This is a genomic window from Streptomyces sp. NPDC005004, from assembly GCF_053600675.1.
This window is the reverse complement of the sequence record NZ_JBSGAH010000007.1, coordinates 34,705-47,753: the sequence shown is the minus strand read 5'-3', so window position 1 is coordinate 47,753 and position 13,049 is coordinate 34,705. Positions and strand designations below refer to the sequence as shown.

Below are 13,049 nucleotides of genomic sequence, written 5' to 3'. Positions count from 1 at the left end.
CGGCCCGCTGCCTTTTCAGGTGGCGGGCCTTTAACATCTGCGTCACCGCAAGTTTGCTGAAATGTTTCAGCAAGCGCCTTCAAGCCTTCAACGACGAAGGAACCCCCACATGGCACGCAGAACCCTCCCCACGGCGTTCGCCCTCGCGGCAGCGGTGTCGCTCGGCATGTCGGTTGGCATGTACCCGACTGCCGCACAGGCCTCCCCGCCCGGCACCAAGGACGTCACCGCCGTCCTCTTCGAGTGGAACTACGCCTCGGTCGCCCGCGAGTGCACCACCACCCTCGGCCCCGCCGGATACGGCTACGTCCAGGTCTCCCCGCCCGCCGAGCACATACAGGGCTCGCAGTGGTGGACCTCCTACCAGCCCGTCTCCTACAAGATCGCGGGCCGGCTCGGCGACCGCACCGCCTTCAAGAACATGGTCGACACGTGTCACTCGGCCGGCCTCAAGGTCGTCACCGACACCGTGATCAACCACATGTCCGCGGGCAGCGGCACCGGCACCGGCGGCTCGTCGTACACGAAGTACAACTACCCCGGCCTGTACTCCCCGCCGGACTTCGACGACTGCACCTCGCAGGTCAGCAACTACCAGGACCGCTGGAACGTCCAGCACTGCGAACTCGTCGGCCTGGCCGACCTGGACACCGGTGAGGCGTACGTCCGGGGGGCCATCGCCGGGTACATGAACGACCTGCTCTCCCTCGGCGTCGACGGCTTCCGCATCGACGCGGCCAAGCACATCGACGCCGCCGACCTGGCCAACATCAAGTCCCGCCTGACCAACCCGTCCGTGTACTGGAAGCAGGAGGTCATCTACGGCGCGGGCGAGGCCGTCCAGCCCACCGAGTACACCGGCAACGGCGACGTCCAGGAGTTCCGCTACGCCTACGACCTCAAGCGGGTGTTCAACAACGAGAACCTCGCCTATCTGAAGAACTTCGGCGAGGGCTGGGGCTACATGAGCAGCTCGGTCGCCGGTGTCTTCGTCGACAACCACGACACCGAGCGCAACGGCAGCACCCTCAACTACAAGGACGGCGCCAACTACACGCTGGCCAACGTCTTCATGCTGGCCTACCCCTACGGCGCGCCGGACATCAACTCGGGCTACGAGTGGTCCGACGTGGACGCCGGTCCGCCCAACAACGGCAAGGTCAACGCCTGTTGGCAGGACGGCTGGAAATGCCAGCACGCCTGGCCGGAGATCAAGTCCATGGTCGCCTTCCGCAACGCCACACGCGGCCAGGCGGTCTCCAACTGGTGGGACAACGGCAACGACGCCATCGCCTTCGGGCGCGGCAACAAGGGCTACGTGGCGATCAACCACGAGACCTCGTCGCTTACCCGCACCTACCAGACCTCCCTCGCGGCGGGCACGTACTGCAACGTGCAGAACAACACGAGCGTGACGGTGAATTCGAGCGGCCAGTTCACGGCCACGCTCGGCGCCAACACCGCGCTCGCGCTGTACGCGGGCAAGTCGAGCTGCTGAACGCACGCGTCCTTGAGCGGCCGTTGAACGCTTCACCGGTGAACCGCCCGTCGTATACGGGCGGTTCGTCCGTCGTTCAGGGATGAAATTTCTTTCTTCGGGTTTCAAGAGTCTTGCAGCAAGGCTTGCGGCGGCGGTACGGTCGCGCGGCGTCCGGCAACGAAGCCGTGTCCAGGGGCCGGACCCGAACGAGCCGTGAGCGCAAGGAGTCTGTGCCCGTGAGACCGAGTTGGCAGGCGCGCCGGTCGCGCCGCACCCCCGTCCGGAGGAGAGCGGCGGCCGTCGTCGCCGTGGCCCTCGCCGCCGCCCTCGTACCGCCGCTGGCGGCGCACGCCGCGGCCCCGCCCGCACCCCCGTCGGACGCGGCCCTGGCCGCGCAGCCGGCCCGGCACGACGACACCCGCGAGCAGTTCTACTTCGTCATGCCGGATCGTTTCGCCAATGGTGACAAGGGCAACGACCGCGGCGGTCTGACCGGTTCACGCACGAGCACCGGCTACGACCCCACCGACAAGGGCTTCTACCAGGGCGGCGACCTCAAGGGCCTCACCCACCGCCTCGACTACATCAAGGGCCTCGGCACGACCGCCATCTGGCTCGCCCCCATCTTCAAGAACCGTCCCGTGCAGGGCAGCGGCGCCGACGCCTCGGCGGGCTACCACGGCTACTGGATCACCGACTTCACCCAGGTCGACCCGCACTTCGGCACCAACGCCGACCTGAAGAACCTCATATCCAAGGCCCACGGCAAGGGCATGAAGGTCTTCTTCGACGTCATCACCAACCACACCGCCGACGTCGTGGACTACAAGGAGAAGTCGCAGGACTACCTCTCCAAGGGCGCCTTCCCCTATCTGACCAAGGACGGCCGCCCCTTCGACGACTCCGACTACGCGGACGGCCGGAGGAAGTTCCCGGCCGTGGACACCTCCTCCTTCCCGCGCACCCCCGTCGTCACGAGCGAGAGCAAGGTCCCGGCCTGGCTCAACGACCCGACGATGTACCACAACCGGGGCGACTCCACCTTCGCGGGCGAGTCCGCCGAGTACGGCGACTTCTCCGGCCTGGACGACCTGTGGACCGAGCGTCCCGAGGTCGTCACCGGCATGGAGAGGATCTACCAGCGCTGGGTGAAGGACTTCGCCGTCGACGGCTTCCGCATCGACACGGTCAAGCACGTCGACATGCCGTTCTGGACCCAGTGGGCCACCGCACTGGACAGGTACGCCGCCGCCCGCGGCCGGAAGAACTTCTTCATGTTCGGCGAGGTCTACTCCGCCGACACCTCGGTGACCTCCCCGTACGTCACCCAGGGCCGCCTGGACGCCACCCTCGACTTCCCCTTCCAGGACGCGGCCCGCGCCTACGCCTCCCAGGGCGCGAGCGCCAAGAAGCTGGCTGGCGTCTTCGGGGACGACTACAAGTACACGACCGACAAGGCGAACGCCTACGAGCAGGTCACCTTCCTCGGCAACCACGACATGGGCCGCATCGGGTACTTCCTCGAGCAGGACAACCCCAAGGCCACCGACGCCGAGATCCTGCGCAAGGACAGGCTCGCCAACGAGCTGATGTTCCTCAGCCGCGGCAACCCCGTCGTCTACTACGGCGACGAGCAGGGCTTCACCGGCTCCGGCGGCGACAAGGACGCCCGCCAGACCATGTTCGCCTCCAAGGTCGCCGACTACCTCGACGACGACGAGATCGGCACCACCCGCACCCACGCGCGGGACTCCTACGACACCAAGGCCCCGCTCTACCGGGACATCGCGGCTCTGGCGGGGCTCCGCAAGGCCAACCCGGCCCTCACCGACGGCGTGCAGACCGAGCGCTACGCGGCCGACGGCGCCGGGATCTACGCCTTCACCCGCACGGACGCGCGCACCGGCGCCGAGTACGTCGTCGCCGTCAACAACGCCGGCGAGACCAAGTCCGCCTCCTTCGCGACCGGCTCGGCCCGCATGACCTACCGGGGCCTGTACGGCGCCCACGGCACGGTGCGGACGGACGCCGACCGCAAGCTCACGGTCACCGTCCCCGCCGAGTCCGCCGTGGTCTACCAGGCCGACCGCCCCCTCGCCGCGCCCGCCGCCAAGCCCACGCTCACCCTCACCGCCCCGGCCGCCGGAGCCACCGGCACGGTCGAGATCGGCGCCGACGTCGACGGAGGGCAGCTCAACCGCGTCGTCTTCGCCGCCCAGGTCGGCAACGGGCCCTGGAAGACGCTGGGTTCGGCCGACCACGCGCCGTACGAGGTCACCCAGGCCATCGGCAAGGACGTGCCCGCCGGTACCGCGCTGCGCTACAAGGCCGTCGTGATCGACTCCGCGGGCCGCACCGCGAGCGCCCAGGGCACCTCGGCCACCGGCACCCCGGCCGCGCCCGAGACGCCCTCGGCCTCCTCGCGCGACTACGTGGTCGTCCACTACAAGCGTGCCGACGGCGACTACGCCGACTGGGGTCTCTACGCCTGGGGCGACCTCGCCGACGGCGAGTCCACCACCTGGCCCGCCGGGCACCCCTTCACCGGCCGCGACGCCTACGGCGCCTTCGCCTGGGTCAAGCTGAAGCCGGGCGCCTCGAACGTGGGCTTCCTGGTCGTCGACAAGAACGGCGACAAGGACGTGTCCGCCGACCGGTCCATCGACGTCACCAAGACGGGTGAGGTCTGGCTGGAGCAGGGCAAGCCCGAGGTGCTCACCGAGAACCCCGGCCAGCCGGCCCAGGACAAGACCAAGGCGGTCCTGCACTACCACCGTGCCGACGGGAACTACGACGGCTGGGGCCTGCACGTCTGGACCGGCGCCGCGAACCCCACCGACTGGTCGAAGCCCCTCCAGCCGGTGAAGACTGACGCCTATGGCGCGGTCTACGAGGTGCCGCTCACCGAGGGTGCCACCAGCCTCAGCTACATCATCCACAAGGGCGACGACAAGGATCTGCCCACCGACCAGTCCCTGGACCTCACGGCGAACGGCCACGAGGTGTGGCTGTTGAACGGCCAGGAGACCTATCTGCTCCCGCAGCCGAAGGGCAGCGCGGCGGCGCTCGACCTGACCACCTCCAAGGCGGTCTGGATCGACCGGGACACCGTCGCCTGGAACGGCGTGGACGGCGCCGCCTCCACCCAGTTGCTCGCCTCCCACGACGGCTCCATCGCCGTGAAGGACTCCGCCCTCACCAGCGACGACGAGCGCTGGCTGCGACTGAACAGGACCAGCCTCACCGACGCCCAGAAGGCGAAGTTCCCGCACCTGAAGGACTACACCGCCTGGTCCGTCGACCCGCGCGACCGGAGCCGGGTGCGCGAGGCGCTCACCGGCCAGCTCGTGGCCTCCCAGCGCGCCGCCAACGGCGCCGTGCTCGCCGCCACCGGCGTGCAGATCGCCGGGGCGCTGGACGACCTGTATCCGGGCGCGACCAAGGCCGAGCTCGGGCCCGTCTTCCACGACGGGAAGCCCACGCTCTCCGTGTGGGCGCCGACGGCCCAGAGCGTCGCGCTGGAGCTGGACGGCTCGCTCAAGGCCATGCACCGCGACGACGCCACCGGCGTCTGGTCCGTCACCGGGCCCGCCTCCTGGAAGGGCAAGCCCTACCGGTACGCCGTCACGGTGTGGGCGCCCAGCGTCCGGAAGATCGTGACGAACAAGGTCACCGACCCCTACTCGGTCGCCCTGACCGCGAACTCCGAGCGCAGCCTCGTCGTCGACCTCGCCGACCGCTCGCTGGCGCCCAAGGGCTGGACGGGCCTGAAGAAGCCCAAGGCCGTGCCGCTGCGGGACGCGCAGATCCAGGAGCTGCACATCCGGGACTTCTCGGTGGCCGACAAGACCGTCCCGGCCGGAGACCGGGGCACCTACCTCGCCTTCACCGACAAGAACAGCGACGGCTCGAAGCACCTGCGCGAACTGGCGAAGGCGGGCACGTCCTACGTGCACCTGCTGCCCGCGTTCGACATCGCCACCATCCCCGAGAAGAAGGCCGACCAGGCCACTCCCGACTGCGACCTGGCCTCCTACCCGGCCGACTCCGACAAGCAGCAGGAGTGCGTGGCGAAGACCGCCGCCAAGGACGCCTACAACTGGGGCTACGACCCGTACCACTACACGGTCCCCGAGGGCTCGTACGCCACCGACCCCGACGGCACCGGGCGCACCGTGCAGTTCCGGAAGATGGTGCAGGGTCTCAACCAGGACGGTCTGCGGGTCGTCATGGACGTCGTCTACAACCACACCGCCGCCAGCGGCCAGGCCGACACCTCGGTGCTCGACCAGGTCGTGCCCGGCTACTATCAGCGGCTCCTCGCGGACGGCAGCGTGGCCAACTCCACCTGCTGCGCCAACACCGCGACCGAGAACGCCATGATGGGCAAGCTCGTCGTGGACTCGATCGTCACCTGGGCCAAGGAGTACAAGGTCGACGGCTTCCGCTTCGACCTCATGGGCCACCACCCCAAGGCCAACATCCTCGCCGTCCGCAAGGCGCTGGACGGGCTGACCCTCGCCAAGGACGGCGTCGACGGCAAGAAGATCATCCTCTACGGCGAGGGCTGGAACTTCGGGGAGGTCGCGGACGACGCCCGCTTCGTGCAGGCCACGCAGAAGAACATGGCCGGCACCGGCATCGCCACCTTCTCCGACCGCGCCCGTGACGCGGTGCGCGGAGGCAGCCCCTTCGACGAGGACCCCGGCGTCCAGGGTTTCGCCTCCGGGCTCTACACCGACCCCAACTCCTCCAAGGAGAACGGGACTCCGGCCGAGCAGAAGGCCCGGCTGCTGCACTACCAGGACCTCATCAAGGTGGGCCTGAGCGGCAACCTCGCCAAGTACCGCTTCACCGACACCGACGGCAAGGCGGTCACCGGAGCCGAGATCGACTACAACGGCGCACCCGCCGGATACGCGGCCGCCCCCGGCGACGCCCTCGCCTACGTGGACGCCCACGACAACGAGTCGCTGTTCGACGCCCTCGCCTACAAGCTGCCCGCCGGGACCGGTGCGTCCGACCGGGCCAGGATGCAGGTCCTCGCGATGGCCACCGCCGCCCTCTCCCAGGGCCCGGCGCTCTCGCAGGCGGGCACCGACCTGCTGCGCTCGAAGTCGCTGGACCGCAACTCCTTCGACAGCGGCGACTGGTTCAACGCCATCCACTGGAACTGCGCCGACGGCAACGGCTTCGGCCGGGGGCTGCCCCCGGCTGCCGACAACAAGGCCAAGTGGCCCTACGCCGCCCCGCTGCTGACCAAGGTCAAGGTCGGCTGCCCGCAGATCACGGGCACCTCGGCCGCGTACCGCGACCTGCTGCGCATCCGTACCACCGAGCCCGCGTTCTCGCTCGCCACGGCGGACCAGGTGCAGCAGCGGCTCGCCTTCCCGCTCTCCGGCAAGGACGAGACCCCCGGCGTGATCACCATGCGACTCGGTGACCTGGTCGTGGTGTTCAACGCCACGCCCGAGCGCCAGGAGCAGAAGGTGAGCTCCCTCGCGGGCGAGCACTACCGGCTGCACCCGGTGCAGGCGTCCGGGTCGGACCGGGTGGTCAAGTCCGCCCGCTACCAGGCCGCCTCGGGCACGTTCAGCGTCCCGGCGCGGACCGTGGCCGTCTTCACCCGGTAGACGGGCGGGCGTTCAGGACGCCAGGGCGATGAGCCGGCCGGCGAGTTCCGCGAAGGGACCGTCGGCCGGCTCGTCCTTGACCATCGACCGCATCAGCGCGGCCATCTCCTCGTCCCGCGCCGCGCTCACGGCGGCGAGCGCGCCGAAGTCGTCCACGAGCTGGACCTCCAGCTCGGCGCGCGGCACCCGCCGCCCGTCCAGCCAGATCAGCGCGGTGGACTCGGCCAGCGAGATCCACGAGCGCACCACCAGCTCCAGGCGCGCGGGAGCCGCCTCGGCGTCCTCGATGCCGAGGTGGGTGAGGATCTGCTCGTAGGCGGCCTGCCGCACCGAGTCGATCAGGGCGTTGGTCGCCGAGGAACCGACCGCCGGACCGCCGCGCATCAGCGCGGAGAAGCCGGGGCCGTGCTCGTCCACGAAGTCGAAGAAGCGGCGCATCACCCGCAGCAGCCGCAGCCCCAGCGGGCCTTCGAGCGGCTCCACGAACCGCCCGGCCAGATCCTCCGAGGCACGCTTCAACGCGGCCTCGTACAGGCTGAGTTTGCCGGGGAAGTAGTGGTATACCAGCGGGCGGGAGATGCCCGCCGCCGACGCTATCTCGTCGATGGAGACCTCGTCGGGCGAACGGCGGCTGAACAGATCGAGCGCGACCTTGATCAACTGTTGCCGTCGCTCCTCGACGCCCATCCTGCGGCGAACCCCGGTGCTCATGCCCCCACCTTACCGATCGGAACCGGTAGTTGGACGATCCGGTTCCGCATCGAGGCGCGCACTTCCGTCACATGTCGAGCACCAGGCGTTCACCCCGGGACCGGGACACACAGATCAGCATCGAGTCCCCGCGCTCCGCGTCGGTCAGCAGCTCGTCGCGGTGGTCCACCTCCCCCTCCAGCACCCGCTGCTGGCAGGTCCCGCAGAAACCCTGCTCGCAGGAGAACACGGTGTCCGGCAGCTCACGCCGTACGGCCGCCAGCACGGTGGAATCGGCCGGTACGGTCACCGTCCGGCCGCTGCGTCGCAGTTCGACCTCGAACGCGCTGTCGCCTCCGGCCGTGGTCCGCGGCGCGAACCGCTCCAGGTGCAGCGTGGCGCCCCCGGGCAGCCGCTCCTCCACCGCGTCCATCAGCCCCTCCGGGCCACAGCAGTAGACCGCGGTGCCGGGTGCCGTGTCCGCGAACAGCGCGGCCAGGTCGGGGCGTCCGTCCTCGTCCTCCGCGACCAGGGTCAGCCGGTCGCCCGCCAGCTTCTCCACCTCCGCGAGGAACGGCATCGACTCCCGCGACCGCCCGCAGTACAGCAGCCGCCACTCGGCGCCCTCGGGCAGCGCCCGCAGCATCGGCAGCACCGGGGTGATGCCGATCCCGCCCGCGACGAAGACGTACGCGGGCGCCTCGACCAGCGGAAAGCGGTTGCGCGGCCCGCGCACCTGGAGTTCCGTCCCCTCCGCCAACTGCTCGTGCACCTCGCGCGAGCCGCCCCGCCCGTCCGCGACCAGCCGTGTGGCCACCGTGTACGAGGTGGTGTCCGCAGGGTCGCCGCACAGCGAGTACTGCCGGACCAGGCCCGAGGGCAGCACCAGGTCCAGATGCGCGCCCGGCTCCCAGGGCGGCAGCCCGTCACCCTCCAGGCGCAGCCGCACCACGCCGTCCGCGACCTCCTCGCGCGCGGTCAGCAGCAGCCGCAGCGCTCCCCTGCGCGGACGGCCCGAGATCGGCGGGTCGAGGGCGGGCAGCGGCCACAGCGGGGAGTTCTTCACGCGGCGGCGCAGCGCCCGCCGGGCGAGCAGGGCGGTGGCACCGCCCGCCAGCAGCAGGAGGGTGCGGGGCTTCGGCGTCACGACGCCTCCTTCTCGTGCCGCTCGGCCGCCAGGGCGGCGGGGGATGTGGCCAGATAGGCGACCGCCTGCGCGGTGCAGGCTTCCTGGGAGGGGTGGTAGGCGCGGCTGAGGTAGCGCGGGACGGACTTCAGCAGGGCGCCCGTCGCGGGCAGCGTGCCCCGGCGGCCGCTGCGGTAGAACTCCGCGAACGACGCCTTGCCGTCCACCAGTGTCGGGTCGTTCTCCATGAAGAAGCGGGCCCCGCGCTGCCACAGGAACAGCAGCGCCGAGAACGCCAGCGCCCAGGTCCGCACCCGGCGCCGGTAGTCGCCGTCCACGTGCGTGAAGAGGTCGAAGGCGACCGAGCGGTGCTCGACCTCCTCCGCGCCGTGCCAGCGCAGCAGGTCCAGCATGGTCGGGTCGGCGCCCCGGCGGTCCAGCTCCGCGGCGTTGAGCACCCAGTCGCCGAGGAAGGCGGTGTAGTGCTCGATCGCCGCGATCAGCGCGATCCGCTCCAGGAGCCACCAGCGCCGTGCCCGGCCCGGCGGCAGAGTGCGGTCCCCGAGCAGCTTCTCGAAGAACCAGTCGACCTGCGCGGTGTACGGCGTCGGGTCGAGCCCCTGCTCGCGCAGGTGTGGCAGCACCTCGTCATGGGCCTGGGAGTGCATCGCCTCCTGCCCGATGAACCCGATGACGTCCTCTCGCAGTCGCTCGTCCCGGATCAGCGGCAGCGCCTGCTTGTAGACGTGCACGAACCAGCGCTCGCCGGCCGGCAGCAGCAGGTGCAGCACGTTGATGGTGTGCGTGGTGAACGGGTCGCCGGGCACCCAGTGCAGCGGGGTGTCCGCCCAGGAGAAGGACACGTTGCGGGCCTTGAGCGCGATGCGCTCGGACTCGACCGGCCCGGCCTGCTTGTTAGACATGGCGTCAATGTACTGAGGCGCGGGGCGCGTGAGAACCCCTGGGGCAGAGCTTGTTGACTCGCTTGTCAGCAAGCCGCGTCCCTGGGGGGGGAGACACCCCCTAGCCCAGCCCGTTGATGTCCCGCCCGCTCGCCAGCGTGCCCTTGAGGTCGGCCTGCGCGCCGCGTTCGGCGGGTGCCGCCAGCAGACGCCCGGTTCCCTCGGCCTTCACTCCGCCGGTCGCGCGGACCGACGCCACGTCCTCGCTGCCCGCCGCGAGCAGATACCAGGAGCCCGTACCGGACTTCCACAGCACCCCGGCCAGCACATGCGGATCACGCGGACCGCACGCCGTGGTGTCCGTCGCCTTGGCCACGACCGCCCCGGCCGCCCCGCCCGGCGTACGGAACTGCGCCAGCGCCGCCGTGCCGTCGCCACGCCAGGTCTCCGCCCGGGTGCACACCCAGGTGCCGTTCCCGCCCGCGTCCGGCAGCGCCTGCTCGGCGTACGCCCACGCGTTCACCTCGCGGATGCCGGCCGAGCGCTCGGCGCCCAGCGAGCAGGCGAACGGCGCCCAGTCGCGCAGCCCTTCGGCGCCGGACGCCTCCGCGGGCGAGCCCGGCCGTCCCGCCGTGAGGTGCGCGGGGACCAGTTCACCGAGGTCGGTGGCGAGCCGGGTGCCGGTGCCGTCGGTCAACTGGAGCACGCTCCAGGAGGTGCAACTCCCGGTCCGAAGTGCGGGGCTGGCCAGCGGGGAGGTCACACCGTCGGTGAGGGTGAGCGCGTGGGGCGCCGACTCCGGCTTGGTCAGGTCGCGTTCGGCGGCCCTCTTCACCCAGGGCGCCGTCAGATAGCGGACGTTGCCGTCCGCGCGGCCGAGTACCAGTGCGCCGGCCTCGGCGCGGCCCGCGCCGTCCACCCGGGCGAAGTCGAGGGCGGCTCCCTCGGTGCCGTCCACCGGCTCGGCGTAGCGGGCGATGCGCAGCCCGTCGTAGAGGATCACCACGCGGGCCGCGTCCACCTGTCCCGCGTACAGCAGTTGGGGCGGTCCGGCGGGGCCGCCGGTCTGGGTGCCCGGAGTCGCCGAGACGCGCACGGTGGCGCCGGGGCGGGCCCAGACCGCCAGCGCGCGGCGCAGCAGGTCCTTGTCGCCGGTGAGCGGGCCGCGCGCGGGCCACACCGAGAAGTCGGTGCGCGCCGAGGTCTTCCAGGCGGCCGGGGGCACCCGGGTGAGCTTGGCCGGGTCCAGGGCGGCCTCGGCGGCGGGGTTGGACGCGTACGACGGCGCGGCCGCGCCCTCGGGACCCCAGCCGCCGCCGGGCATCGCCACCAGCGCGCAGCACACCAGGAGCGCGGCGCCCGCCGCGAGCGCCGCCTTGGTGTGCTGGCGGCGGCGCACCAGGTCGGTGGGGCGTGCCTGGAGCGAGCAGGCGTCGAACTCCGGCGAGGACAGCAGCCCGTACTGCGCGGGGACGCCGTTCGCCTCGGAGAGAGCCGACTCCACGCGGGTCACCCCGGCGGACTTGAGGATCTTGCGCACGTCACCGTCAGCGAGGCCCTCCAGACCGCGCAGCACATAGGCGGCGCGGGCCGGGGCAGACAGTGCGGACAGCCGCTGTTCCAGGGCGAGTTCGGCGGCTCCGCCGGAGCGCGGGAAGAGCCTGAGCCCCCACGCCCGGGGCAGCAGCGCGGGCAACTGGGACCGCTTGGGCAGGCCCTTGCGCGGCCGGCACGCCTCCAGGGCCGAGCGCAGCACCCGCTCCCGCACGAAGCCGTACGCCGGGTCGCCGTCCCTCCCGGACGCCTGCGCCGGGATGAGGGAGCGCTGCTTGCGCCCGGTGGGCAGCGCCCGCTGGGCCAGCGCGTGGGCGGTCAGCACGCGCCGACCGCGGCCGAGTTCGGGCGGCAGCACCAGATAGGCGAGCCGGACCAGCCGCGGATAGTGCTCGACGAGCGCGGCCTCGGCCTGCTCGACATCGGCGGCGGGTCCCCGGGCCCCGTGGGTGGCTGCGTGACGCTGGGCTACATCCTGTGACTGCACATCGGGGAGAACGAGCGAAACGCCGGTGGGTTACCGCCGCGCGGGTGACTCGGCCACCAGTGCCCGGGCGTAGTTCCCCATCGACCGCTGGTAGCGGGGCAGATGAGGGGCGAGCGCGCCGAGCACGAGGGAGAGCCCCTCGCGGTCCCGGCCGAGGCTGGACAGGCACAGCGCGAGACAGGCCCGTACGGCGTCGTCCAACTCGTCGGAGTGCGAGTCGAGTTCCGGAGTGAGGAGGCGTACGCCCTCCTCCGGGTGCCCGGTGTTGCGCAGCGAACTGGCGAGCTGGATCGCGGTCCGGCGCCCCCGGTACGGACTCACCTCGCGCAGGCCCCGCTCCAGCGCCTCCCGGTACAGCGGCACCGCCTTGTCGGAGTGGCCGGTGGAGTCCCAGGCGCACGCCTCCTCGAAGGGGCCCAGCGGACTGCCCTCCGGCAACTCGGCGGTCAAGGCGGCTATTTCGGCACGGAAGGCCGGAGCCTCCTCCTCGGGGCGGTCCGCGAAGCCGGCCCAGAGGGTGTTCACGCGCTCTTCCCAGTCCTTGTTCATCGCGTCACCCTCGCACAAGTGATCCGCTTTCGCACCGGATTTGAGCGGTGCGGCGTCCGCAGCCGTATCCGTCGGTACGGGCCCCCGCGCCGGGGCCCCGTGCGGCATGTGGGTGTACCAGACCGGAGGAGCAGTGCAGATGAGGGTGACGAGGGCGGCGCTCGCCGTGGCGGGCGCCGCGACGGCCGTACTGGCGCTGGCGGGCTGCGGGTCCGGGCAGCAGGAGAAGAAGGTCCCGGTGACGGCGACCGGCAGCCTGGAGAGCCTGGCCGCCGAGGTCAAGTGCACCCCGGACATGCAGACCGACGCCGACGAGATCCGCCAGGCGCTGTGCAAGAACAAGGACGGCAAGTTCGTCCTCGCCACCTTCGCCACCGACCGCGGCCAGCGCGAGTGGATCAACGACGCGAAGGACTACGGCGGCTTCTACCTCGTCGGCCGCAAGTGGGTGGCGGTGGGTGAGAACGGCACGGTCAAGGCGCTGCGCGGGACGCTCGGCGGCGACCTCGAGGTGGGCACCGACCACCACGCGCACACCGGCTGAGACCCGCGCGTACCGGCCGGGCCGGGTGCGGGGGACACGGCGGACACGACGGAGGCCGGTGACGGGGTGGGGCCCGTCACCGGC

8 protein-coding genes are annotated in these 13,049 nt (G+C 71.2%); 3 read left to right on the top strand and 5 right to left on the bottom strand.

Features of this window, described 5'->3' with window-relative positions; translation table 11 throughout:
• Positions 1 to 109: 109 nt before the first annotated feature.
• Together ACWEEU_RS11580 and pulA are read left to right on the top strand one after the other, a co-directional pair.
• Complete coding sequence (locus ACWEEU_RS11580; RefSeq protein ID WP_385746652.1) at positions 110 to 1,498, top strand: alpha-amylase; 1,389 nt, start codon at positions 110 to 112, stop codon at positions 1,496 to 1,498.
• A 218-nt stretch (positions 1,499 to 1,716) separates the two neighbouring features.
• The gene (gene pulA, locus ACWEEU_RS11575) at positions 1,717 to 7,113 is read left to right on the top strand and encodes a pullulanase-type alpha-1,6-glucosidase (RefSeq protein WP_451731106.1); all 5,397 of its coding nucleotides are present in this window, start codon (positions 1,717 to 1,719) and stop codon (positions 7,111 to 7,113) included.
• 12 nt (positions 7,114 to 7,125) lie between these two features.
• On the opposite strand, the gene ACWEEU_RS11570 is transcribed toward pulA, so the two are convergent.
• The 5 genes from ACWEEU_RS11570 to ACWEEU_RS11550 all read right to left on the bottom strand — a co-directional run bounded on the left by ACWEEU_RS11570 (position 7,126) and on the right by ACWEEU_RS11550 (position 12,421).
• Positions 7,126 to 7,824: a TetR/AcrR family transcriptional regulator gene (locus ACWEEU_RS11570; protein WP_451731103.1), complete on the bottom strand. Its 699-nt coding sequence runs from the start codon at positions 7,822 to 7,824 to the stop codon at positions 7,126 to 7,128.
• 67 nt (positions 7,825 to 7,891) lie between these two features.
• On the bottom strand, positions 7,892 to 8,950 hold the full coding sequence (locus ACWEEU_RS11565; protein ID WP_451731100.1) for a PDR/VanB family oxidoreductase: 1,059 nt from the start codon (positions 8,948 to 8,950) through the stop codon (positions 7,892 to 7,894).
• On the bottom strand, positions 8,947 to 9,852 hold the full coding sequence (locus ACWEEU_RS11560) for a metal-dependent hydrolase (RefSeq protein WP_385746644.1): 906 nt from the start codon (positions 9,850 to 9,852) through the stop codon (positions 8,947 to 8,949). The genes ACWEEU_RS11565 and ACWEEU_RS11560 overlap by 4 nt, the downstream gene beginning before the upstream one ends.
• A gap of 100 nt (positions 9,853 to 9,952) precedes the next feature.
• Positions 9,953 to 11,872, bottom strand: coding sequence for a hypothetical protein (locus ACWEEU_RS11555; RefSeq protein WP_451731097.1), 1,920 nt, complete (start codon positions 11,870 to 11,872; stop codon positions 9,953 to 9,955).
• A gap of 30 nt (positions 11,873 to 11,902) precedes the next feature.
• Positions 11,903 to 12,421 carry a tetratricopeptide repeat protein gene (locus ACWEEU_RS11550; protein ID WP_451731094.1) on the bottom strand — a complete coding sequence of 173 codons (519 nt, stop codon included), beginning with the start codon at positions 12,419 to 12,421 and terminating at the stop codon, positions 11,903 to 11,905.
• Between the two features lie 139 nt (positions 12,422 to 12,560).
• On the opposite strand from ACWEEU_RS11550, the gene ACWEEU_RS11545 reads away from it, so the two are divergent.
• Positions 12,561 to 12,965: a hypothetical protein gene (locus ACWEEU_RS11545; RefSeq protein WP_385746638.1), complete on the top strand. Its 405-nt coding sequence runs from the start codon at positions 12,561 to 12,563 to the stop codon at positions 12,963 to 12,965.
• Positions 12,966 to 13,049: the final 84 nt, after the last annotated feature.

Excerpts from the sequence above, each read along its gene's own strand:
- ACWEEU_RS11570 (WP_451731103.1), bottom strand. The coding sequence starts at position 7,824 with ATGAGCACCGGGGTTCGCCGCAGGATGGGCGTCGAGGAGCGACGGCAA.
- ACWEEU_RS11580 (WP_385746652.1), top strand. The coding sequence starts at position 110 with ATGGCACGCAGAACCCTCCCCACGGCGTTCGCCCTCGCGGCAGCGGTG.
- ACWEEU_RS11545 (WP_385746638.1), top strand. The coding sequence starts at position 12,561 with ATGAGGGTGACGAGGGCGGCGCTCGCCGTGGCGGGCGCCGCGACGGCC.
- ACWEEU_RS11560 (WP_385746644.1), bottom strand. The coding sequence starts at position 9,852 with ATGTCTAACAAGCAGGCCGGGCCGGTCGAGTCCGAGCGCATCGCGCTC.
- ACWEEU_RS11550 (WP_451731094.1), bottom strand. The coding sequence starts at position 12,421 with ATGAACAAGGACTGGGAAGAGCGCGTGAACACCCTCTGGGCCGGCTTC.